Source organism: Pseudomonas purpurea (assembly GCF_039908635.1).
Taxonomy (GTDB): domain Bacteria; phylum Pseudomonadota; class Gammaproteobacteria; order Pseudomonadales; family Pseudomonadaceae; genus Aquipseudomonas; species Aquipseudomonas purpurea.
The window spans coordinates 98,786-122,116 of record NZ_CP150918.1; the positions used below are offsets into that span (position 1 = coordinate 98,786).

Below are 23,331 nucleotides of genomic sequence, written 5' to 3' on the forward strand. Positions count from 1 at the left end.
TACGGCGTGCGTAAGTTCAACAGACTTCCAGCGATCGTGGACGTTCAGGGTGAATGAGTGATGTCAGCCATATCGTCCGGCTCCAGCGCGCCGGTGTCGGACGTTTCCAGTACCACGTAGGCGCTGCTGCAAAACAGCGAGTTCAGGCGTTTCATGTCGGCAATCAGTTCCAGGTGAAGAGAGCTGGTCTCGATGCTTTGAGCGATCTTGCGTTGCAACCGGCTGACGTGAGCGTGGGCCAGTCGGCGTTCCTGGGCGCGGAAGCGGCGTTTTTCCCGCAGCAGTTGGTGGGCACTTTCGCGGTCGGCACTGAGGAACACCGACAACCCCAGCCGCAGGTTGGTAATCAGTTGCGCGTGCAGCCCGGTCAACTCTTCCAGGGCCGACATCGGAAAAGGACCGGCGCTGCGAGGTCTTCTGCTGCTGGACCTTGCGCAGCATGCGTTCGATCAGGTCGCTGGCCAGTTTCAGGTTGAACGCCAGTTCGATGATTTCGGCCCAGCGGCGGCTGTCCTGCTCACTGAGGTCTTCGCGTGGCATCTGCGCCAGATAGAGCTTGATGGCACTGTACAGGGCTTCGACATCATCGCTCAGGCGGCGCATTTCCAGGGTGACGGCGGTCTGTTTGCCGCGCAGCACATCAAGCGTCGCTTCAAGCATGTTGTCGATCAGGTCGCCGATGCGCAGGGTTTCTCGCGCCGCGTTGGCCAGTGCCAGGCTGGGAGTGACCAGCGCGGTCTGATCCAGATGCCGGGGGTGTGCGTGGCCGTTGGTTTCCACTCGCTCGGGCATCAGCCAGGCGCACAACCTGGCCATCAGCCCGACACTGGGCAGCAGCACCAGGCAACGCACGGTGTTGTAGAGCAGGTGAAAGCCGATCACCAGGCCTTGCGGGCTGAAATCGAGGCTGTCCATCCAGTGCACCAGCGGGTCGAGCACCGGAATGATCAGCAGCAAGCCGATCAGCTTGTACAACAGGCTGCCCAGTGCCACTTGCCGGCCAGCGGTGTTTTGCATGCTGGTGCTGAGGAACGCCAACACGCCGCTGCCGATGTTGGCCCCGATCACCAGGCCGATGGCCACCGGCAGGCTGATGACGCCGGCACCGGCCAGGGTCGCGGTCAGCAGGACGGCGGCCAGGCTGGAGTAGGAAATCATCGCGAACAGCGCACCCACCAATGCGTCGAGCAGGATGTCGCCGGTCAGTGAAGCGAAAATCACTTTCACGCCTTGGGCGTGGGTAATGGGCGCGGCGGATTCGACGATCAGTTGCAGCGCAAGAATGATCAGCCCCAGGCCAATGCCGACCCGTCCGAGCTGGCCGGCACGGGTCTGTTTGCGGGACAGGAAAAAAATCACCCCGAGGAAGATCAGCAGCGGCGACAGCCACGACAGGTCGAGGGTCAGCACCCGCGCCATCAGCGCCGTACCGACGTCCGCGCCGAGCATGGTCGCCAGGGCGGGTGTCAGCGCCATCAGGCCCTGACCGACGAACGAGGTCACCAGCATCGCCGTGGCGTTGCTGCTCTGGACCATGGCGGTGACGAGGATTCCGGCGACGAAGGCCAGTGGACGGCTGGCCATGTTCTGGCCGATCACGTGACGCAGGTTGGAACCGTAGACCCGCAGGATGCCGGTTCGCACGATGTGCGTGCCCCAGATCAGCAGGGTCACGGCGGAGAGTAGATTGAGCAGGGTCAGCATGGTGGGCCCCCTGGGTGAATAGCGCCCCAAAGGGGCAAGTTGGCGGTGCCGCGCGACGTTCTACGTTCTGTACTTAAGCTGTAGTTGGCGAACGGCCTGGGCGCCAGCATCGCATAGCTAAAGAAGTGATTGAAATAAAGCTGTCATGAAAACAGCTTCATGCAGGCGTGAAAAAGGGCCCGTAGGCCTAATGCCAGTCAGTTAAGTGAAATCTCTGTGGGAGCGCCCTAGCTGACTGGCATTAGCCGTAGGCCCCTTGATTCATTGTGGCGAGGGAGCAAGCGCCCTCGCCACACGGGTTACTGACCCGGGATGTCCTTGCGCAGTTTCACCGGTTCCTGTTGTTTCTTCTTTTTCATCATCGCGGCGCGCATCTTGATGTTGATGGCTTCAACCGCCAGCGAGAACGCCATGGCGAAGTAGACGTAGCCTTTTGGCACATGCACTTCAAAGGCTTCGGCGATCAGCACGGTGCCGACGATCAGCAGGAACGACAACGCCAGCATCTTCAGCGACGGGTGCTTGTCGATGAATTCACTGATCTTGCCGGAAGCCATCATCATCACCAGCACGGCCACGACGATGGCGGCGATCATGACCGGTACATGGGAGACCATACCGACGGCGGTGATCACCGAGTCCAGGGAGAACACGATGTCGATGATCGCGATCTGGATGATGGTGTAGAGGAAGTTGCCGCCCTTGCCGCCCGGCGTCTCATCGGTTTCGTCTTCGCCTTCCAGCGCGTGGTACATCTCCTGGGAGCTTTTCCACAACAGGAACAGGCCACCGAAGAACAGGATCAGGTCCCGTCCGGAAATGCCCTGGCCGAAGAGTTCGAACAGGTCGGTGGTCAGGCGCATGACCCAGGTGATCGACAGCAACAGCAGGATGCGCGTGACCATGGCCAGCGCCAGGCCAAAGAGCCGGGTGCGCGTCTGCATGTGCTTGGGCATGCGGCTGACCAGGATCGAAATCATGATGATGTTGTCGATGCCCAGCACGATTTCCAGGGCCGTCAGTGTGAAGAAGGCAACCCAGATCTCCGGGTTAGTCAGCCATTCCATGAGTATTCCTTTGAGCAAGTGTTAAGCCACGACGCCAGCCGCTTCAGGTCTGAAGTCTAGCTGGCGGCGCAGTGAGTCAGTGTTTTACAGCGTGCTGAACAGCGGGAAGATCCCCATCAGCAACGCGGCGACCAGAATGCACAGGCACACCAGCACGGCCCATTTGAGGGTGAACCGCTGGTGATCGCCGAACTCGATCCCGGCCAGCGCCACCAGCAAGTAGGTGGACGGAACCAGCGGGCTCAGCAAGTGCACGGGTTGGCCAACGATCGAGGCGCGGGCCATTTCCACCGCGGTGATGCCGTAATGGCTGGCCGCCTCGGCCAGAACCGGCAGCACACCGTAGTAAAACGCATCGTTGGACATGAAGAAGGTGAACGGCATGCTCACCAGCGCCGTGATCACCGCCAGGTACGGGCCGAGGAAATCGGGGATCACCGCCAGCAGGCTCTTGGACATGGCGTCGACCATGCCGGTGCCGGTCAGGATGCCAGTGAAGATCCCGGCGGCAAAGATCAATCCGACCACCGACAGCACGCTGCCGGCGTGGGCCGCGACGCGGTCTTTCTGCTGTTGCAGGCACGGGTAGTTGACGATCATCGCGATACTGAACGCGACCATGAACAGCACCGGCAGCGGCAGCAGGCCGGCGATCAGTGTGCCCATCAGGGCCAGGGTCAGCAGGCCGTTGAACCAGATCAGTTTCGGACGACGGGCATCCGGGAACTGGGAAACGCTGATTTCGCTATGGTCGATTTCGTCGCCTTGCAGGTGCAGTTCACCCAGGCGCGCGCGCTCGCGTTTACCGTAGTAGTAGGCAATCGCCAGGATCGCCACCACACCGGCGAGCATCGCCGGAATCATCGGCACGAAAATGTCCGACGGGTCGACATGCAGCGCACTCGCGGCACGGGCGGTCGGGCCACCCCACGGGGTCATGTTCATCACGCCCCCGGCCAGAATGATCAGGCCGGCCATGATGCGCGGGCTCATGCCGATGCGGCTGTAGAGCGGCAGCATGGCGGCCACGCAGATCATGTAGGTAGTGGCGCCATCACCGTCCATGGACACGATCAGTGCCAGGACCGCCGTGCCGACGGAAACTTTCAGCGGGTCACCCTTGACCAGTTTGAGGATCTTGCGCACGGCCGGGTCGAACAGGCCGGAGTCGATCATCAGGGCGAAATACAGAATGGCGAACATCAGCATCACCCCGGTCGGGGCCAGCTTGGTGATGCCTTCGAGCATCATCGGGCCGATCTTCGGCGCAAAACCGCCGAACAGGGCGAAGACAATCGGGATGATGATCAGGGCGATCAGCGCGGACAGGCGCTTGGTCATGATCAGGAACATGAACGTGATGACCATGGCAAAGCCAAGGAAAGTCAGCATGGGAATACTCCAGGCGTAGCGCGGCTAGGGAATGGCGGAACCGGATGGGCTCAGCGCAGAACGGAAAGCACGAGGCGTACGGGGGGAGTCGGGGCGTACAGGCGGGTAGCAGCGGACATCAGAATCACCATTGTTGTTGTTAATTGGGCCGGCTGGCGTCGAAACGCATGCCAGGGCCAACCGGTCTTTTGCCGGCAGTGGCGGCGATCCTAATCGGCAAAGCTTTCAGCCAGCTTTCGCCGGACAAACCTCGGACGAGATGTCCGGCGGTGGTGATTACGGCCTAAAGTAATGGCCAAGGCGCCGGTTCATGGGGGTTGCGGCGTCGAATACACGAAAGGGAGAGCGCGACATGAGCGAGCTTCAGACGGGCGGTTGCCATTGCGGACAACTGCGGTATCAGTTCAGTGGGCCCTTGCAGGACATCGCCCACTGCCATTGTTCGATTTGTCGGCGAGTCAGCGGTGGCCTGGTGACGACCTGGATCACTCTGCCCCGTTCCGCGTTTCAGTGGTTGGCCGGCAAGCCAGCGTGTTACGACTCGTCGGCTCAATGTGCGCGGTATTTCTGTTCGAACTGCGGCGCCCACGTGGCGTTGACCACGCAGCTGAGCCCGGACAGCATTGACGTGACCATCGCCACGCTGGATCACCCGGAGCAGGCACCGGCAGATCGGCATATCTGGACCCGAAGCCGGCTGCCCTGGCTGCACCTGGATGAGCATCTACCGGAAGAGACCGAGGAGACGCTGTAAGTTCGCGGGCCAGCCGACCTGTGCCCGCAAAGCTTTTAGCGTCAGGGCAGTTCCAGGCCACCCGCGGCTTTATGCAGCGCCCGCAAATGCTCGCCCAGTTGTTTGACGTTGGCCTCGTTCGCGGCAATCTCGGCTGCGCGGCCAGGCTCCAGCAGGGCGCGAACTTCCTTATCCAGGTCACCGGTCAGTGTCTGCAACTGTTTCTGGCGCAAGCTGCTTTCCGATTCCAGCCGCTGCCACTCACTGGGTTGTGGCAACCCGTAACCGCTGCTGCCCAGCAGTTCCGCCGGACGGCTGAGAAATCCGCTGTTGGCGAGGATCAGTTGCAGGGTGTTGTTGGCTTTTTCCATGCCACCGTTTTTCAGCTCGCGGGCACCGAGGTAGCGCTGCTTGACCTCGTCCTGGGCCAGCAGCAATTGCCGCCGGAAGCTCGCTTGCTCCAACAGCAGCAAGGCTGCGCTGGTGCGCAAGTCGGCTTGTTCGAACCATCCGCGTCGCTCGACTGCGTTCAAGGATAACCAGTCTTCGACGGTGGCCTGCTTGATCGGCAAGTGTTTTTTCAACACCTCGAACATGGCTTGGTAACGGTCGCGGAAGGAGTCGAAGCGATACCCCAGGCGCAGCGCCTCGCGTGGGTCGTCGAGCACACTGGTGTCCGCCAGGCCACGGCCCTTGAGCACTTCCAGCAGACCGTTGGGCATGATGCTGTCCAGGCCGGTCAGTTGTGGATTGTTACTGCCGCTGCGCAGCAGTTTCAGGCTTTCGACTGCGCAGTTGTTGGACAGGAAGTAATAGTTGCCGTCGTAACTCCAGTGCATCTCGGCGGCATGTTCGACCACCTCTTCGATTTCATTGCGCGACAGATTGAGCGGCACCGAGGCAAGGCTGCGCAGTTCGGTCTTGGTGTATTCGTCGATGACCTGGGCCAGCGGCAACACAAAGAGGCGGGACGGGTATTTACCCACCAGTCCGTCCCAGCTCGACAGCTGTACGTCGCCGACGAATGCGCGGTAGGACAACACCAGGTGTTGATCGAGGTCCAGTCGACAGTCCGGCCCACGGGGCCGGCCCGGCGCACAGATCACCAGCCGCAGCATGCTGTGGCCCCAACGGCTGACCCAGTTCTGGTTGGCCTCGGCCAGCAGGTAATCGACGGCGTACACCCGCTCCGGGTCGACTTTGCCCAACGGCTGCTTGGCGAAGTCGTTGCCGGCGTTGAGGAATGCGAACGATGTCGCGCAGGTGTCCTTGGCGGCCGGCGCCCAGCCGAAGTGTTCCTTGTAATAACGGTACAGCGCCGGGCGCCGACAGGCGTAACTCGGGTCGAGGAGGAAGTACTCCATGTTGACCGCGACAAACTCCTTGGGGCTGCTGATTTCGTAGAGGTCCGGGCTGCGGGCGATTTGCCGGTTGTGTTGCTCGCGTTCACCGCGACGGCCGACATATTGCTGCCAGCCCGCGAGGTCGAGCAGGCGCGGGTCATCGCTGAGAGTGAAGCGCCGTGCCGTCTGCCCGCGACACGGGTCGGGAATGCCGATCAGGCCCGAGCTGTTGTTCTGCCGCGTGCAGCGCTGGATCAACGTGCGCTCGGCGCTTGGCCACAAACGCGAGCGGTCATAAATATGGGTCAGTTCGTGCAGCACCGTGGCGAGCATTTCCCGGCGTACAGTGCCGTGAGGGCGATGGGTTTTTTGAGTCGCGGCACTGCCGTCGGCCAGGCCTTTGAGCAGGTTGCGATTGAGGTTGAGCTCGGACACCAGCGACGCTTCGCCGTAGGCGTTGTCGGGCATCCGGTCGGTCCAGCCGACATCGATCCGGCGGTCCAGTTGCTCGATGAAACGCGGCGGCAGCGCCTGCATCGCTTCATCGATCAGCGCCTGGCTGGCCTGTTGCTCTGCCGGGCTCAGGCCTTCGGTCTTGAGCCATAATTGCAGATCGGCCTGGGCCGTGCTGCCGAACAGCAGCACGGCGCTGGCCAGGAGCCAGGCGGCGAGGTTCTTCACAGAGCGAGGATGGCTTCAGCGAGGACCTGATCGCTGGCGTCGCGCGCTTCGGGAACGCGAGCACGCAGGGTGTCGAAGGCGGCTTCCAGTTGCGCGCCGCGAATGTCGCCGTTGCTGGCCACGTAGCTGGCGGCATCGTCGTGGGCTTCACGCACGACTTTCGAGTCGCGGATGGAGGTGGTGGTATCGGACGTGAAATCGATCGTGCGGCCAAAGGCCCGAACGATGATGTTACTGGTGGCTACCAGGGTGTGCGCCTGGGCCACGTCGGCGAACAACAGCAGGCCAAGGGTGGCAGCAATCAGCGGGTTACGCATGGAACGACTCCGGAAAAACATGGATAACTATTGGACGAGAATTGCCTGTGCCAGTTCAAGGTCGCTGGCATGAAGTTTTGGCTGGGTCTGACGCAGGTAAGCCAGCGCGGACTCCAGTCGTGCGCCTCGCAGTTGGCCCTCACTGGCAACGAAAGCCGCCGCGTCATCCTGGGCGGCGAGCAGCAGTTTATGGTCGAAGGGCGCGGAGGTCACCATGCTCGTGGCATACGCCGTGATGACCAGGTTCTGCGTGGTCAGGTCCAGGGCATTGGCCGACCCGGTCCAGCAGGCAGTAAAAAAAGCGGGGACGATGAACAAGCTTGAAAGAAAGCGCATTGGACTCGATAGCGAAAAGCGAGCGCCAAGGCTAGCGCAATGCCCGGACTAGAGCCAGCGCCGAAGGTTTGGGGCGGTTGTTGCACGCCCCTTTCCCGACCTGCGGTCAGATGGCGAGGATGGCCTGGGCCAGTTGCTCGTCGGTGGCGTTGAGTTGCGGTGCCTGGTGGCGGATGTGGTCAAACGCGCTTTCCAGTTTCACGCCACGGATGGCGCCTTCGCTGGCCACAAAGCTGGCGGCGTCGTCACGAGCAGCGAGGACGATCTTGTTGTCACGCAGTGAAGAGCTGGCATCGGAGGTGACGTCGGACGTGGCCTTGAGTGCCCCAACAATGGCGTCGGTGGTGACGATCAGGCTGGTAGCGTGCGAATTGGCAGCCACGGCCAGCAGGGCTGCGGCGCTGAGCAGGCGAAGACGGGACATGGGATGACTCCTGTGGGAAACACAATAAAAGTGGTGCCGGGTAAAACATCGGGCAGCCACGGCGAGGCGCTTACTGCCTGAAGTGTCAGACGCGCACTACGCGGTGTTCGCCACGTTTCGCGCAATAGTAGGCGCCCGGCGGGTGTTTCGAACAGTCTTGCGTCAATGGTCAGCGCCAGAACGGTTTGTCCATTTCTGCCAGGCGATCGGCGTGGCTGAGGCCCAGGTCGCTGAGTTGCTGATCATTGAGTTGCCCCAGCAGGCGCCGTGTACGAGCCCTTTCCATGAGGGCGAACAGCGTGCAGATCAAGCGCAGAACGGGGTTGGCTTGTGCTTTGGGTGGGCGATTCATGGGGATGTCCTTGTGAGGCAATGTCCTTGGAACACCATGTTGCACGGCCGGTACAGATGAGGGCAGATACACCCGTGTTAAATTGTACTGGTTCAGATCGATTATTGTTTTAACTGTAATGGTCGGAAGGCAAGCCATCTGTTCGAGGCTCTTCAGACCCCCGAAACGACAAAACCCGTCGCGGTTTCCCGCGACGGGTTTTGTGTATTCAATTCGGGGTGCTGGCGGTGGGCCCGGTGGGTCAGAGCCAGCGACGCTAACTTAGCGCCAGAACGGCTTGCTCAGCTCTTCGTAGCGTTGTGCTTCGCTAATCCCGGCGTCAGCCAGCAGACGCGAATCCAGGCGAGCCAATTGGTGGCGGCTGGAGATGCGGCGCTGCCACAACATCAGGTTGGCGATAACGCGAAGAGGCAGGGAAGCCTGGGTGTTTACAGCTTTGTCGTCGAAGAACAGTTCGGAACTGAGTGTACGTTCCATGGTTGACATCCTTCCGCTTGTGGCGGGATCAGGTAGTGGTTTAACTGATGCCAATGATCCTCTCGTTTGGCCAGCCGCTCTAGATACAGTTCACCTGTATTGTGAGAGACCAGTTAACTGTTAATAGGGGCTGTATGGCTCGAAAATGAGGAAACTGTACCTGTCAGCACTCATATGGTGCATTTTCGAGTATTGATGGTGAAAATGTAGGCAACTACGGTAGGAAATGACCGGTACAGCAGTACAGTTTTTGCAGGCCTTGGCGCAGAGTCTGGCCAGCTGACGAAACTGTGTTTGCGTCAGCTGCCAACTGTTGCAATCAGACCGCGAGCATTCTTCCGGTTTCTTCCAGATTGATGTGCCAGCTCAGGGCGTCGCGCAGGATATGCGGTGTGTGGCCGCCGATGGCGCAGGCCTTTTCGAAGTAGTCATTGAGCGCCTGGCGGTAGTCGGGGTGTACACAGTTGTCGATCACCACCCGCGCCCGTTCCCGTGGCGCCAGGCCACGCAGGTCGGCCAGGCCGATTTCGGTGACGAGGATGTCGACGTCATGCTCGGTATGGTCGACGTGGCTGACCATCGGCACCACGCTGGAAATCGCCCCGCCCTTGGCAATCGACTTGGTGACGAAGATCGCCAGGTGTGCGTTACGGGCGAAGTCGCCGGAACCGCCGATGCCGTTCATCATCCGCGTGCCGCAGACGTGAGTGGAGTTGACGTTGCCGTACAAGTCGAACTCCAGCGCGGTGTTGATGCCGATGATGCCCAGGCGCCGAACCACTTCAGGGTGGTTGGAGATTTCCTGTGGGCGCAGGACCAGCTTCTCCTTGTAACGCTCCAGATTGCCAAACACGTCGGCGTTGCGGCGGCTCGACAGCGTGATCGAACTGCCCGAGGCGAAGCTCAGTTTGCCGGCATCGATCAGGTCGAAGGTCGAATCCTGCAGCACTTCGGAGTACATGGTCAGGTCTTCGAACGGCGAGTCGATCAGGCCGCACATCACCGCGTTGGCGATGTTGCCGATGCCTGCCTGCAACGGGCCGAGTTTGTTGGTCATGCGCCCTGCATCCACTTCCTGCTTGAGGAAGTCGATCAGGTGATCGGCAATGGCCTGGGTGTCGCTGTCCGGTGGCAACACGGTGGAAGGCGAGTCGGACTGATTAGTGATGACGATCGCGACGATCTTTTCCGGCGGGATCGGAATCGCGGTGCTGCCAATGCGGTCATCGACCTTGACCAGCGGGATCGGCGTGCGCGTCGGGCGGTAGGTCGGGATATAGATGTCGTGCAGACCTTCCAGGTTCGGGTTGTGCGCCATGTTGATCTCGATGATCACCTGCTTGGCGAAAATCGCGAAGCTGGCCGAGTTGCCTACCGAGGTCGTTGGCACGATGTGGCCAAGTTCTGTGATTGCCACCGCCTCGATCACGGCGATGTCCGGCAGCTTGAGCTGCTGGTTGCGCAGTTGCTCTACGGTTTCCGACAAGTGCTGGTCAATGAACATCACCTTGCCGGCGTTGATCGCCTTGCGCAGGGTGCTGTCGACCTGGAATGGCATGCGTCGGGCAAGCACGCCGGCTTCGGTCAGTTCCTTGTCGAGGTCGTTGCCCAGGCTGGCGCCGGTCATCAGGCTGATTTTCAGCGGCGTGACCTTGGCGCGTTCGGCCAGTGCATGGGGCACGGCCTTGGCTTCGCCGGCGCGGGTGAAGCCGCTCATGCCGACGGTCATGCCGTCCTGAATCAGAGCGGCAGCGTCGGCTGCGCTCATTACCTTGTCCAACAACGAAGGCAAGCGAATACGGTCACGGTACATGGATTATTATCTCGGGCAACGGAAGCAAGATGCGCAGTCTAGTGATTTCAAAAATATTCGTCCCGCTACCATGGTCGAATGCAGGGCCCTGATTTAGAGCCTTTGGTCGGGTTATCGCAGGAAATAAAAAACCCCAGCCTAACCTGCGCCGGGGTTTTCGGTATTGCGCTGGAGCAGCCTTAGTCGACGGCTTTGACCATGTCTTCGATGACTTTCTTGGCGTCGCCGAAGACCATCATGGTCTTGTCCAGGTAGAACAGTTCGTTGTCCAGGCCGGCATAGCCGCTGGCCATCGAGCGCTTGTTGACGATGATGGTCTTGGCCTTGAAGGCTTCGAGAATCGGCATGCCGGCAATCGGCGATTTCGGATCGTTCTTCGCCGCCGGGTTGACCACGTCGTTGGCGCCGAGCACCAGCACCACGTCGGCCTGGCCGAACTCGGAGTTGATGTCCTCCATCTCGAACACCTGGTCGTAAGGCACTTCGGCCTCGGCCAGCAATACGTTCATGTGGCCGGGCATGCGACCGGCAACCGGGTGAATCGCGTACTTCACAGTCACGCCACGGTGGGTCAGCTTTTCGGTCAGCTCTTTAAGCGCGTGTTGCGCCCGAGCGACCGCCAGGCCGTAGCCCGGAACGATGATCACGGTGTCGGCGTTGGTCAGCAGGAACGTCGCGTCATCCGCCGAGCCGGACTTCACCGGGCGCGCTTCTTTCGAGCCAGCCGGGCCAGCCGCGTCTGCGCTGTTGCCGAAACCGCCAAGCAGCACGTTGAAGAACGAACGGTTCATCGCCTTGCACATGATGTACGAGAGGATCGCACCGGACGAACCGACCAGGGAGCCGGCAATGATCAGCATCGAGTTGTTCAGCGAGAAGCCGATCCCCGCCGCAGCCCAGCCGGAGTAGCTGTTGAGCATCGACACCACCACCGGCATGTCGGCGCCGCCGATCGGGATGATGATCAGCACACCCATCACGAAGGCTAGGGCCAGCATCAGCGCGAAGGCACTGAGGTTGCCGGTCAGCATGAAGGTGATGCCCAGGCCCAATGTCGCCAACCCCAACAGCAGGTTCAGTTTGTGCTGGCCGCCGAACTGTACCGGTGCGCCCTGGAACAGGCGGAACTTGTACTTGCCCGACAGCTTGCCGAACGCGATCACCGAACCGGAGAAGGTAATCGCACCGATGGCGGCGCCAAGGAACAGCTCCAAACGGTTGCCCGCAGGAATCGCATCGCCCAGGTGTTTGACGATGCCCAGGGACTGCGGCTCGACAACGGCGGCAATCGCAATGAACACCGCGGCCAGGCCGATCATGCTGTGCATGAAGGCAACCAGTTCCGGCATCTTGGTCATTTCAACGCGTTTGGCCATGATCGAACCGGCGGTGCCGCCGATCAGCAAGCCAACGATTACATAGCCGATGCCTGCGGTCGCGAGTTCTGCACCGAGTTTGAACACCAGGCCGACTGTCGTGACGATGGCCAGCGCCATGCCCAGCATGCCGAACAGGTTGCCGCGTCGCGAGGTGGTCGGGTGCGACAGGCCTTTGAGGGCCTGGATGAAGCAGATCGACGCAATCAAGTAGAGCGTCGTGACGAGATTCATGCTCATTACTTGGGCGCCTCTTCTTTTATAACTTTCGGGGCTTTCTTCTTGAACATCTCAAGCATGCGGCGGGTCACCAGGAAGCCACCGAACACGTTCACTGCTGCCAGGGCCACCGCGAGGGTGCCCATGGTTTTGCCCAGCGGCGTCACGGTCAGCGCGGCGGCCAGCATGGCGCCGACAATCACGATCGCCGAAATGGCGTTGGTCACTGCCATCAGCGGCGTGTGCAGTGCGGGAGTCACGTTCCAGACCACGTGATAACCGACATAAATCGCCAGCACGAAGATGATCAGGTTGTAGATACCGGGGGAGATAAGCTCTTCCATCGTCTGAATCCCTGCTTAGGCGTTTTTGCGGATGACTTGGCCGTCGCGGCACATCAGGCACGCAGCGACGATGTCGTCTTCGAGGTTGATCTGGAACTGGCCTTCGGGGGTGAAAACCAGTTTCAGGAAATCCAGCAGGTTGCGGGCGTACAGTGCCGACGCATCTGCACCGACCTGTGCTGCCAGGTTGGTCGGGCCGGCAATGGTCACGCCGTTCGCGACGATCACCTGATCGGCCACGGTCAGCGGGCAGTTGCCACCCTGCGCGGCCGCGAGGTCGATGACCACCGAGCCCGGTTTCATCTGCGCGACGGTTTCGGCGCTCAGCAATACCGGTGCCTTGCGGCCGGGAATCAGCGCGGTGGTAATGACAATGTCTGCCTGCTTGGCGCGTTCGTGCACGGCCAGGGCCTGGCGCTGCATCCAGCTGGCCGGCATGGGGCGGGCGTAACCGCCGACACCGACGGCGCATTCGCGCTCTTCATCGGTTTCGTACGGTACGTCGACGAACTTGGCGCCCAGGGATTCGATCTGCTCCTTCACGGCCGGACGCACGTCCGATGCCTCGATCACCGCACCCAGACGCTTGGCGGTGGCAATCGCCTGCAAACCCGCCACGCCGGCACCCAGAATCAGCACGCGAGCGGCTTTCACGGTGCCGGCGGCGGTCATCAGCATCGGCATGAAGCGCGGATAGTGATGCGCGGCCAGCAGCACGGCTTTATAGCCGGCAATGTTGGCTTGCGAGGACAGCACATCCAGGCTTTGCGCGCGGGAGGTGCGCGGCGCGGCTTCCAGGGCGAATGCCGTAATGCCCCGCTCCGCCAGCTTGGCGATGGTTTCATTGCTGAAGGGGTTGAGCATGCCGACCAGCACGGTGCCGCGTTTAATCAGGGCCAGTTCATTGTCGCTGGGGGCGACGACCTTGAGAATCAGCTCTGCACCAAAGGCATCGTCAGCGCTGCCAATCATCGCACCTGCCGCTTCATAGGCACTGTCGACAACACTGGCGTTAATGCCGGCGCCGCGTTGCACAGTGACTTTATGACCCTGGCCGATCAGCTTCTTGATGGTTTCCGGGGTTGCAGCAACCCGCGTTTCACCGGTCTGGGTTTCGAGGGGAACACCAATGTGCACGTCAAATCTCCTGCTTGATCTTATTGCTTTGATCTTTCTTTGAAGGCCAGCGCACTACGCAAGGTGTGCTGGGGCGGGCGATCAGCACGATCCCGCCGTATTCAGGGCGGGGCGCGGCATTTTGCAGGCGAACTTTATGGCCTTCAAGGGATTATGACGCGTGACGAAAAATTAACTACAAGTCACCCCGTGACCGAATGTCGCAACCCCCTGCTCTAATCCCTTGTGGGCCAAGCCTTGTAAGGATTTTGGTCGAAATTCGGAAATTTACACATTGGCGCTATGAATGAACGGATATTGCTTCGAAATAACAGCCAAAAGCCCTGTCGTACGTGGCTTGTGGGACGATTGTTCAAGTGTTGGGTACAGTCCGTTAAAATGCGACAAATAGTTATATCTGTAGTGCTTTGTATTTACTGACTACGAGGTCAGCTAATCTCCTGTAGCCCCTGCCCCTCTAGGTTGTAGCTGTGTGCTTGATCGGTCAGCCAATCGCGAAATGCGCGCAAAGAGGCGGATTCGACCTTTCGCTCCGGAATCATCAGGTAATAGGCCTTCAGGCTCGACAATGCCTTGGGGTTTGCGATGACCAGCCGCTTCTCTGCCAATTCACGCTGGATCAGGAACGGTGGAATCAGCGCGATGCCCATGTCGTGCATGGCTGCCTGAGCCAGCATGGAGAATAGCTCGTAGCGTGGGCCTGTCATGTCGCGCGGGATGTTGAGGGTGTGTGAGTTGAACCACTGGCGCCAGGCATAGGGCCGCGTGGTCTGTTGCAGCAGTGGCAGTTCGGCGATGGCTTCGGCACTCAGGTGTGTGTGGTCGCCGAGTAAGGCCGGGCTGCATACGGGCATCGGGTTTTCGCCCATCAGCCTGTGGGACTCTGTACCGGACCAGTCGGCATCGCCAAAGTAGATCGCTGCGTCGAAGTCGGTGTCGGCGAACAGGAACGGGCGCGTGCGGTTGGTCAGGTTCACCGTGACCTCCGGGTGTCGCTGCTGGAAGTCCTTGAGCCGCGGCAACAGCCATTGCGTGCCGAACGTCGGCACCACCGCCAGTTCAACCACATTGGCGCCCTGCTGGCCCATGACTGACAAGGTGTCCCGCTCGACGGCGTCCAGTTGCGTGGCGACTCGGCGGCTGTAGGAAAGTCCTGCTTCGGTGAGTTTCACGCCGCGTCGTGAGCGTCGGAACAGTTCGACGCTGAGGAACTCCTCCAGGCTGGCAATCTGTCTGCAAATCGCGCCCTGCGTCAGGGAAAGCTCCTGCGCAGCCTTGGTAAAACTCTCATGACGGGCGGCAGCCTCGAAGCTGATGAGCGCGGCTGTGCTGGGGATTTTCCTGCGCATGTACAGCATCCTCACTAAACGTTTGTATAGATGCCCTTTCAGGCTGTTACGGAGTGAGAAATTAGCACAACAGCATGCAAAATCCTCGTTTGCCCAATGTGCGAACGGCGCCTAGGATCAGTCCACGATATTTGACCTACTTCGCGAGGACACTCTCATGGGCGGTAAAGCGAGCTTCAACTGGATCGATCCCCTGCTGTTGGATCAACAGCTCACCGAAGAAGAGCGCATGGTGCGCGACAGTGCTGCGCAATTTGCCCAGGACAAACTGGCGCCGCGTGTTCTCGAAGCTTTCCGTCATGAAAAGACCGACCCGGCGATCTTCCGCGAGATGGGCGAGATCGGTCTGCTGGGGGCGACCATTCCTGAGCAGTACGGTGGCAGTGGTCTGAACTATGTCAGCTACGGCCTGATCGCCCGTGAGGTCGAGCGCGTCGATTCTGGCTATCGCTCGATGATGAGCGTGCAGTCCTCGTTGGTCATGGTGCCCATCAATGAGTTTGGCACCGAAGCCCAGAAACAGAAATACCTGCCTAAACTCGCTTCGGGTGAATGGATTGGCTGCTTTGGCCTGACCGAGCCGAACCACGGCTCCGACCCGGGTGCGATGATTACTCGTGCGCGCAAAGTGGAAGGCGGCTACAGCCTGACTGGCAGCAAGATGTGGATCACCAACAGCCCGATCGCGGATGTGTTCGTGGTGTGGGCTAAGGACGATGCCGGCGACATTCGTGGCTTCGTTCTGGAAAAAGGCTGGAAAGGCCTGAGTGCTCCGGCGATTCACGGCAAGGTTGGCCTGCGTGCTTCCATCACGGGCGAGATCGTGATGGACAACGTATTTGTTCCCGAAGAGAACATCTTCCCGGATGTCCGTGGTTTGAAAGGCCCTTTTACCTGCCTTAACTCCGCACGTTATGGGATCTCCTGGGGGGCTTTGGGTGCCGCCGAGTTCTGCTGGCACACCGCTCGCCAATACACCCTGGACCGTCAGCAGTTCGGTCGGCCTTTGGCGGCCACTCAGTTGATCCAGAAGAAACTGGCGGACATGCAGACCGAGATCACCCTGGCGCTGCAAGGGTGCCTGCGTCTGGGGCGTATGAAAGATGAAGGCACGGCTGCGGTTGAAATCACTTCGATCATGAAGCGCAACTCGTGCGGCAAATCGCTGGATATCGCGCGCATGGCTCGCGACATGCTGGGCGGCAATGGTATCTCCGACGAATTCGGTGTGGCACGTCACTTGGTCAACCTTGAGGTGGTGAACACCTATGAAGGCACTCACGACGTTCATGCGCTGATTCTGGGGCGTGCGCAGACCGGTCTCCAGGCGTTCTATTAATAGGAGAGCGGCCATGGGCGCGTTATCGCATTTGCGGGTATTGGATTTATCGCGGGTATTGGCCGGGCCTTGGGCCGGGCAGATCCTCGCGGACCTCGGTGCCGAGGTAATAAAGGTCGAGCGCCCGGGTAATGGCGATGACACGCGCGCCTGGGGCCCGCCCTTCCTTAAGGACGCTTACGGCGAGAACACCAGCGAGGCCGCCTATTACCTGTCGGCCAATCGCAACAAGCAATCGGTGACCATCGACTTCACGCAGGCCGACGGCCAGCGGCTGGTGCGTGAGCTGGCGGCGAAGTCGGACATCCTGATCGAGAACTTCAAGGTCGGTGGTTTGGCGGCGTATGGGCTGGACTATGAGTCGCTCAAGGCAATCAATCCTCGGCTGATCTATTGCTCCATCACCGGCTTCGGCCAGACCGGCCCTTATGCCAGGCGCGCCGGTTACGACTTCATGATTCAGGGCCTGGGCGGTTTGATGAGCCTGACCGGTCGTCCTGAAGGTTATGATGGGGCCGGCCCCGGTCAAGGTCGGTGTGGCGCTGACGGATATTCTGACGGGGCTGTACTCGACCGTGGCGATCCTGGCGGCCTTGGCTCATCGCGAGCATGGCGGTGGTGGTCAACACATCGACATGGCGTTGCTTGATGTTCAAGTGGCGTGCCTGGCTAACCAGGCAATGAATTACCTGACGACGGGCGTCGCGCCCAAGCGGCTGGGTAACGCTCATCCGAACATCGTTCCCTATCAGGACTTTCCGACAGCAGATGGTGATTTCATTCTGACGGTGGGGAATGACGGGCAATTCCGTAAATTTGCGGAGGTCGCCGGTCAGCCGCAGTGGGCAGATGATCCGCGCTTCGCCACCAACAAGCTGCGTGTCGCCAATCGGGCGGTGCTGATTCCGCTGATTCGCCAGGCTACTGTCTTCAAGACCACGGCTGAATGGGTAGCGCAGTTGGAACTGGCGGGTGTGCCGTGCGGGCCGATCAACGATTTGTCGCAGGTGTTTGCCGATCCGCAGGTGAAGGCTCGAGGCTTGGCCATTGAGCTTCCGCATGCATTGGCTGGGCTGGTGCCGCAGGTTGCCAGTCCGATTCGGTTGTCCGAGACGCCGGTGGAGTATCGGAGTGCGCCTCCTTTGTTGGGTGAGCACACGCTTGAAGTCTTGCAGCGGGTGCTGGGTCTCGAAGCGTCTGCGGTAGCGGCTCTTAGAGAGGCTGGAGTGCTCTGAGGATTCCTTCTATATAGAAGCAGCGGTTTGCCCTCCCTATATAGAGGGTAAAGCGCTGCTTTCTGGGTGTTCTGCAACTCATTGATAGAAAAGCGTAATTAACCCTTGACGGCAGATTCTGGAAGTCTATAATTCGCCCCACTTCCGGCGCAGTCGAAACGGAAAACTTCTTGGTAAACAAAGAGTTACGCAGTTTTCGGCAGCAGGTTGCTTCAGTTCATCGAAGCCTGGAAGGGGTTGAAAGAGCGGTGTAGTTTGGCTCTTTTAACGGTTCGGTCTTCTCGATCGAAAGCGGAGAAAAAGAGGGGTTGACAACAGCGAGTAACGCTGTAGAATTCGCCTCCCGCTGACGAGAGATCGGAAGCGCAAGTGGTTGAAGTTGTTGAAGAATTCTTCGAAAGCTTCTGAAAATAATCACTTGACAGCAACAGAGGCTGCTGTAGAATGCGCGCCTCGGTTGAGACGAAAGGTCTTAACCAACCGCTCTTTAACAACTGAATCAAGCAATTCGTGTGGGTGCTTGTGCAGTCAGACTGATAGTCAACAAGATTATCAGCATCACAAGTTACTCCGCGAGAAATCAAAGATGTAACCAACGATTGCTGAGCCAAGTTTAGGGTTTCTTAAAAACCCAAAGATGTTTGAACTGAAGAGTTTGATCATGGCTCAGATTGAACGCTGGCGGCAGGCCTAACACATGCAAGTCGAGCGGCAGCACGGGTACTTGTACCTGGTGGCGAGCGGCGGACGGGTGAGTAATGCCTAGGAATCTGCCTGGTAGTGGGGGATAACGCTCGGAAACGGACGCTAATACCGCATACGTCCTACGGGAGAAAGCAGGGGACCTTCGGGCCTTGCGCTATCAGATGAGCCTAGGTCGGATTAGCTAGTTGGTGAGGTAATGGCTCACCAAGGCGACGATCCGTAACTGGTCTGAGAGGATGATCAGTCACACTGGAACTGAGACACGGTCCAGACTCCTACGGGAGGCAGCAGTGGGGAATATTGGACAATGGGCGAAAGCCTGATCCAGCCATGCCGCGTGTGTGAAGAAGGTCTTCGGATTGTAAAGCACTTTAAGTTGGGAGGAAGGGCAGTTACCTAATACGTAATTGTTTTGACGTTACCGACAGAATAAGCACCGGCTAACTCTGTGCCAGCAGCCGCGGTAATACAGAGGGTGCAAGCGTTAATCGGAATTACTGGGCGTAAAGCGCGCGTAGGTGGTTCGTTAAGTTGGATGTGAAATCCCCGGGCTCAACCTGGGAACTGCATTCAAAACTGTCGAGCTAGAGTATGGTAGAGGGTGGTGGAATTTCCTGTGTAGCGGTGAAATGCGTAGATATAGGAAGGAACACCAGTGGCGAAGGCGACCACCTGGACTGATACTGACACTGAGGTGCGAAAGCGTGGGGAGCAAACAGGATTAGATACCCTGGTAGTCCACGCCGTAAACGATGTCAACTAGCCGTTGGGAGCCTTGAGCTCTTAGTGGCGCAGCTAACGCATTAAGTTGACCGCCTGGGGAGTACGGCCGCAAGGTTAAAACTCAAATGAATTGACGGGGGCCCGCACAAGCGGTGGAGCATGTGGTTTAATTCGAAGCAACGCGAAGAACCTTACCAGGCCTTGACATCCAATGAACTTTCCAGAGATGGATTGGTGCCTTCGGGAACATTGAGACAGGTGCTGCATGGCTGTCGTCAGCTCGTGTCGTGAGATGTTGGGTTAAGTCCCGTAACGAGCGCAACCCTTGTCCTTAGTTACCAGCACGTTATGGTGGGCACTCTAAGGAGACTGCCGGTGACAAACCGGAGGAAGGTGGGGATGACGTCAAGTCATCATGGCCCTTACGGCCTGGGCTACACACGTGCTACAATGGTCGGTACAGAGGGTTGCCAAGCCGCGAGGTGGAGCTAATCCCATAAAACCGATCGTAGTCCGGATCGCAGTCTGCAACTCGACTGCGTGAAGTCGGAATCGCTAGTAATCGCGAATCAGAATGTCGCGGTGAATACGTTCCCGGGCCTTGTACACACCGCCCGTCACACCATGGGAGTGGGTTGCACCAGAAGTAGCTAGTCTAACCTTCGGGAGGACGGTTACCACGGTGTGATTCATGACTGGGGTGAAGTCGTAACAAGGTAGCCGTAGGGGAACCTGCGGCTGGATCACCTCCTTAATCGACGACATCAGCTGCTGCATAAGCTCCCACACGAATTGCTTGATTCATTGAAGAAGACGATAGAAGCAGCCTGTATCGGTTTGTAGCTGAGTTGGTTAGAGCGTACCCCATGCTTTGTGGTAAGGAGCAGGGTGAGGTCGGCCTTAGTAGCTCGAAATTGGGTCTGTAGCTCAGTTGGTTAGAGCGCACCCCTGATAAGGGTGAGGTCGGCAGTTCGAATCTGCCCAGACCCACCAATTTTGTGTGGGAAACGCCTGTAGAAATACGGGGCCATAGCTCAGCTGGGAGAGCGCCTGCCTTGCACGCAGGAGGTCAACGGTTCGATCCCGTTTGGCTCCACCACTTACTGCTGTTTCTGCGTTAGAGCTTAGAAATGAGCATTTCCTTCGGATGAAGGTTAAATGTTGATTTCTAGTCTTTGATTAGATCGTTCTTTAAAAATTTGGGTATGTGATAGAAAGATAGACTGGACGTTACTTTCACTGGTAACGGATCAGGCTAAGGTAAAATTTGTGAGTTGCTCTTGATTAAGAGAGCATGCGAATTTTCGGCGAATGTCGTCTTCATAGTATAACCAGATTGCTTGGGGTTATATGGTCAAGTGAAGAAGCGCATACGGTGGATGCCTTGGCAGTCAGAGGCGATGAAAGACGTGGTAGCCTGCGAAAAGCTTCGGGGAGTCGGCAAACAGACTTTGATCCGGAGATGTCTGAATGGGGGAACCCAGCCATCATAAGATGGTTATCTTAAGCTGAATACATAGGCTTAAGAGGCGAACCAGGGGAACTGAAACATCTAAGTACCCTGAGGAAAAGAAATCAACCGAGATTCCCTTAGTAGTGGCGAGCGAACGGGGACTAGCCCTTAAGTGGCTTTGAGATTAGCGGAACGCTCTGGAAAGTGCGGCCATAGTGGGTGATAGCCCTGTACGCGAAAATCTCTTAGTCATGAAATCGAGTAGGACGGAGCACGAGAAACTTTGTCTGAATATGGGGGGACCATCCTCCAAGGCTAAATACTACTGACTGACCGATAGTGAACTAGTACCGTGAGGGAAAGGCGAAAAGAACCCCGGAGAGGGGAGTGAAATAGATCCTGAAACCGTATGCGTACAAGCAGTGGGAGCCCACTTTGTTGGGTGACTGCGTACCTTTTGTATAATGGGTCAGCGACTTATTTTCAGTGGCGAGCTTAACCGAATAGGGGAGGCGTAGCGAAAGCGAGTCTTAATAGGGCGTCTAGTCGCTGGGAATAGACCCGAAACCGGGCGATCTATCCATGGGCAGGTTGAAGGTTGGGTAACACTAACTGGAGGACCGAACCGACTACCGTTGAAAAGTTAGCGGATGACCTGTGGATCGGAGTGAAAGGCTAATCAAGCTCGGAGATAGCTGGTTCTCCTCGAAAGCTATTTAGGTAGCGCCTCATGTATCACTGTAGGGGGTAGAGCACTGTTTCGGCTAGGGGGTCATCCCGACTTACCAAACCGATGCAAACTCCGAATACCTACAAGTGCCGAGCATGGGAGACACACGGCGGGTGCTAACGTCCGTCGTGAAAAGGGAAACAACCCAGACCGTCAGCTAAGGTCCCAAAGTTATGGTTAAGTGGGAAACGATGTGGGAAGGCTTAGACAGCTAGGAGGTTGGCTTAGAAGCAGCCACCCTTTAAAGAAAGCGTAATAGCTCACTAGTCGAGTCGGCCTGCGCGGAAGATGTAACGGGGCTCAAACCATACACCGAAGCTACGGGTATCACTTAGGTGATGCGGTAGAGGAGCGTTCTGTAAGCCTGTGAAGGTGAGTTGAGAAGCTTGCTGGAGGTATCAGAAGTGCGAATGCTGACATGAGTAACGACAATGGGTGTGAAAAACACCCACGCCGAAAGACCAAGGTTTCCTGCGCAACGTTAATCGACGCAGGGTTAGTCGGTCCCTAAGGCGAGGCTGAAAAGCGTAGTCGATGGAAAACAGGTTAATATTCCTGTACTTCTGGTTATTGCGATGGAGGGACGGAGAAGGCTAGGCCAGCTTGGCGTTGGTTGTCCAAGTTTAAGGTGGTAGGCTGGAATCTTAGGTAAATCCGGGATTCTAAGGCCGAGAGCTGATGACGAGTTACCCTTTGGGTGACGAAGTGGTTGATGCCATGCTTCCAAGAAAAGCTTCTAAGCTTCAGGTAACCAGGAACCGTACCCCAAACCGACACAGGTGGTTGGGTAGAGAATACCAAGGCGCTTGAGAGAACTCGGGTGAAGGAACTAGGCAAAATGGCACCGTAACTTCGGGAGAAGGTGCGCCGGTGAGGGTGAAGGACTTGCTCCGTAAGCTCATGCCGGTCGAAGATACCAGGCCGCTGCGACTGTTTATTAAAAACACAGCACTCTGCAAACACGAAAGTGGACGTATAGGGTGTGACGCCTGCCCGGTGCCGGAAGGTTAATTGATGGGGTTAGCTAACGCGAAGCTCTTGATCGAAGCCCCGGTAAACGGCGGCCGTAACTATAACGGTCCTAAGGTAGCGAAATTCCTTGTCGGGTAAGTTCCGACCTGCACGAATGGCGTAACGATGGCGGCGCTGTCTCCACCCGAGACTCAGTGAAATTGAAATCGCTGTGAAGATGCAGTGTATCCGCGGCTAGACGGAAAGACCCCGTGAACCTTTACTATAGCTTTGCACTGGACTTTGAATTTGCTTGTGTAGGATAGGTGGGAGGCTTTGAAGCGTGGACGCCAGTCTGCGTGGAGCCAACCTTGAAATACCACCCTGGCAACTTTGAGGTTCTAACTCAGGTCCGTTATCCGGATCGAGGACAGTGTATGGTGGGTAGTTTGACTGGGGCGGTCTCCTCCTAAAGAGTAACGGAGGAGTACGAAGGTGCGCTCAGACCGGTCGGAAATCGGTCGTAGAGTATAAAGGCAAAAGCGCGCTTGACTGCGAGACAGACACGTCGAGCAGGTACGAAAGTAGGTCTTAGTGATCCGGTGGTTCTGTATGGAAGGGCCATCGCTCAACGGATAAAAGGTACTCCGGGGATAACAGGCTGATACCGCCCAAGAGTTCATATCGACGGCGGTGTTTGGCACCTCGATGTCGGCTCATCACATCCTGGGGCTGAAGCCGGTCCCAAGGGTATGGCTGTTCGCCATTTAAAGTGGTACGCGAGCTGGGTTTAGAACGTCGTGAGACAGTTCGGTCCCTATCTGCCGTGGACGTTTGAGATTTGAGAGGGGCTGCTCCTAGTACGAGAGGACCGGAGTGGACGAACCTCTGGTGTTCCGGTTGTCACGCCAGTGGCATTGCCGGGTAGCTATGTTCGGAATAGATAACCGCTGAAAGCATCTAAGCGGGAAACTAGCCTCAAGATGAGATCTCACTGGAACCTTGAGTTCCCTGAAGGGCCGTCGAAGACTACGACGTTGATAGGTTGGGTGTGTAAGCGCTGTGAGGCGTTGAGCTAACCAATACTAATTGCCCGTGAGGCTTGACCATATAACACCCAAGCAATTTAGT

15 protein-coding genes, 2 tRNA genes, 2 rRNA genes and 2 pseudogenes are annotated in these 23,331 nt (G+C 58.2%); 7 read left to right on the plus strand and 14 right to left on the minus strand.

The genetic code is table 11. The features are described 5' to 3' along the window. Nucleotides 1-44 precede the first annotated feature (44 nt). From AABM54_RS00510 to AABM54_RS00520, 3 genes and pseudogenes are all read right to left on the minus strand, one after another. Nucleotides 45-1,704 (minus strand): annotated as a pseudogene (locus AABM54_RS00510) (Na/Pi cotransporter family protein). 299 nt (nt 1,705-2,003) lie between these two features. Further along, nucleotides 2,004-2,771: a TerC family protein gene (locus tag AABM54_RS00515; RefSeq protein WP_347903057.1), complete on the minus strand. Its 768-nt coding sequence runs from the start codon at nt 2,769-2,771 to the stop codon at nt 2,004-2,006. An 84-nt stretch (nt 2,772-2,855) separates the two neighbouring features. Next, a complete protein-coding gene (locus AABM54_RS00520) occupies nt 2,856-4,163 on the minus strand; it encodes a CitMHS family transporter (protein ID WP_347903059.1) in 1,308 nt (435 codons plus the stop codon). Between the two features lie 352 nt (nt 4,164-4,515). Between AABM54_RS00520 and AABM54_RS00525 the strand changes: the two genes are divergently transcribed. Next, nucleotides 4,516-4,917: a GFA family protein gene (locus AABM54_RS00525; protein ID WP_347903060.1), complete on the plus strand. Its 402-nt coding sequence runs from the start codon at nt 4,516-4,518 to the stop codon at nt 4,915-4,917. A 41-nt stretch (nt 4,918-4,958) separates the two neighbouring features. Here the strand turns inward: AABM54_RS00525 and AABM54_RS00530 are convergent, their stop codons facing one another. The 11 genes from AABM54_RS00530 to AABM54_RS00580 all read right to left on the minus strand — a co-directional run bounded on the left by AABM54_RS00530 (nt 4,959) and on the right by AABM54_RS00580 (nt 15,064). Beyond that, a complete protein-coding gene (locus AABM54_RS00530) occupies nt 4,959-6,920 on the minus strand; it encodes a DUF4105 domain-containing protein (protein WP_347903062.1) in 1,962 nt (653 codons plus the stop codon). Then, a complete protein-coding gene (locus AABM54_RS00535; RefSeq protein ID WP_347903063.1) occupies nt 6,917-7,237 on the minus strand; it encodes a DUF2388 domain-containing protein in 321 nt (106 codons plus the stop codon). Before AABM54_RS00535 ends, AABM54_RS00530 begins: the two co-directional genes overlap by 4 nt. A 27-nt stretch (nt 7,238-7,264) precedes the next feature. Beyond that, nucleotides 7,265-7,573 (minus strand): DUF2388 domain-containing protein, encoded by a 309-nt coding sequence (locus tag AABM54_RS00540; protein WP_347903064.1) that lies wholly within the window; start codon nt 7,571-7,573, stop codon nt 7,265-7,267. Nucleotides 7,574-7,679: 106 nt separating this feature from the next. Beyond that, nucleotides 7,680-7,997, minus strand: a complete 318-nt coding sequence (locus AABM54_RS00545; RefSeq protein WP_347903065.1) for a DUF2388 domain-containing protein — start codon at nt 7,995-7,997, stop codon at nt 7,680-7,682. Nucleotides 7,998-8,166: 169 nt separating this feature from the next. Further along, nucleotides 8,167-8,349: a DUF1127 domain-containing protein gene (locus AABM54_RS00550; protein ID WP_347903066.1), complete on the minus strand. Its 183-nt coding sequence runs from the start codon at nt 8,347-8,349 to the stop codon at nt 8,167-8,169. Between the two features lie 261 nt (nt 8,350-8,610). Continuing rightward, nucleotides 8,611-8,826 carry a DUF1127 domain-containing protein gene (locus AABM54_RS00555; protein WP_347903067.1) on the minus strand — a complete coding sequence of 72 codons (216 nt, stop codon included), beginning with the start codon at nt 8,824-8,826 and terminating at the stop codon, nt 8,611-8,613. A gap of 319 nt (nt 8,827-9,145) precedes the next feature. Continuing rightward, a complete protein-coding gene (locus tag AABM54_RS00560; protein WP_347903068.1) occupies nt 9,146-10,639 on the minus strand; it encodes an acetyl-CoA hydrolase/transferase family protein in 1,494 nt (497 codons plus the stop codon). 179 nt (nt 10,640-10,818) lie between these two features. After that, complete coding sequence (locus AABM54_RS00565) at nt 10,819-12,255, minus strand: NAD(P)(+) transhydrogenase (Re/Si-specific) subunit beta (protein ID WP_347903069.1); 1,437 nt, start codon at nt 12,253-12,255, stop codon at nt 10,819-10,821. Then, nucleotides 12,255-12,578 (minus strand): NAD(P) transhydrogenase subunit alpha, encoded by a 324-nt coding sequence (locus AABM54_RS00570; protein WP_347903070.1) that lies wholly within the window; start codon nt 12,576-12,578, stop codon nt 12,255-12,257. The genes AABM54_RS00565 and AABM54_RS00570 overlap by 1 nt, the downstream gene beginning before the upstream one ends. Nucleotides 12,579-12,593: 15 nt before the next feature. Next, the gene (locus AABM54_RS00575) at nt 12,594-13,715 is read right to left on the minus strand and encodes a Re/Si-specific NAD(P)(+) transhydrogenase subunit alpha (protein ID WP_347903072.1); all 1,122 of its coding nucleotides are present in this window, start codon (nt 13,713-13,715) and stop codon (nt 12,594-12,596) included. A gap of 428 nt (nt 13,716-14,143) precedes the next feature. Next, on the minus strand, nt 14,144-15,064 hold the full coding sequence (locus AABM54_RS00580; RefSeq protein ID WP_347903073.1) for a LysR family transcriptional regulator: 921 nt from the start codon (nt 15,062-15,064) through the stop codon (nt 14,144-14,146). Between the two features lie 157 nt (nt 15,065-15,221). Here AABM54_RS00580 and AABM54_RS00585 point away from each other — a divergent pair, with 157 nt between their 5' ends. The 6 genes and pseudogenes from AABM54_RS00585 (at nt 15,222) to AABM54_RS00610 (ending at nt 23,310) form a co-directional block, all read left to right on the plus strand. Then, nucleotides 15,222-16,403 carry an acyl-CoA dehydrogenase gene (locus AABM54_RS00585; protein WP_347903074.1) on the plus strand — a complete coding sequence of 394 codons (1,182 nt, stop codon included), beginning with the start codon at nt 15,222-15,224 and terminating at the stop codon, nt 16,401-16,403. A gap of 13 nt (nt 16,404-16,416) precedes the next feature. Further along, nucleotides 16,417-17,638, plus strand: a pseudogene (locus tag AABM54_RS00590) (CaiB/BaiF CoA transferase family protein). Nucleotides 17,639-18,281: 643 nt separating this feature from the next. Next, nucleotides 18,282-19,820: ribosomal RNA gene (locus tag AABM54_RS00595) — 16S ribosomal RNA — on the plus strand. 162 nt (nt 19,821-19,982) lie between these two features. After that, nucleotides 19,983-20,059 (plus strand) — tRNA-Ile (locus AABM54_RS00600). Nucleotides 20,060-20,089: 30 nt separating this feature from the next. After that, a tRNA-Ala gene (locus tag AABM54_RS00605) sits at nt 20,090-20,165 on the plus strand. A gap of 253 nt (nt 20,166-20,418) precedes the next feature. After that, nucleotides 20,419-23,310 (plus strand): 23S ribosomal RNA (locus AABM54_RS00610). Together the 16S and 23S rRNA genes with 2 tRNA genes alongside form the textbook arrangement of a ribosomal RNA operon. Nucleotides 23,311-23,331 lie beyond the last annotated feature (21 nt).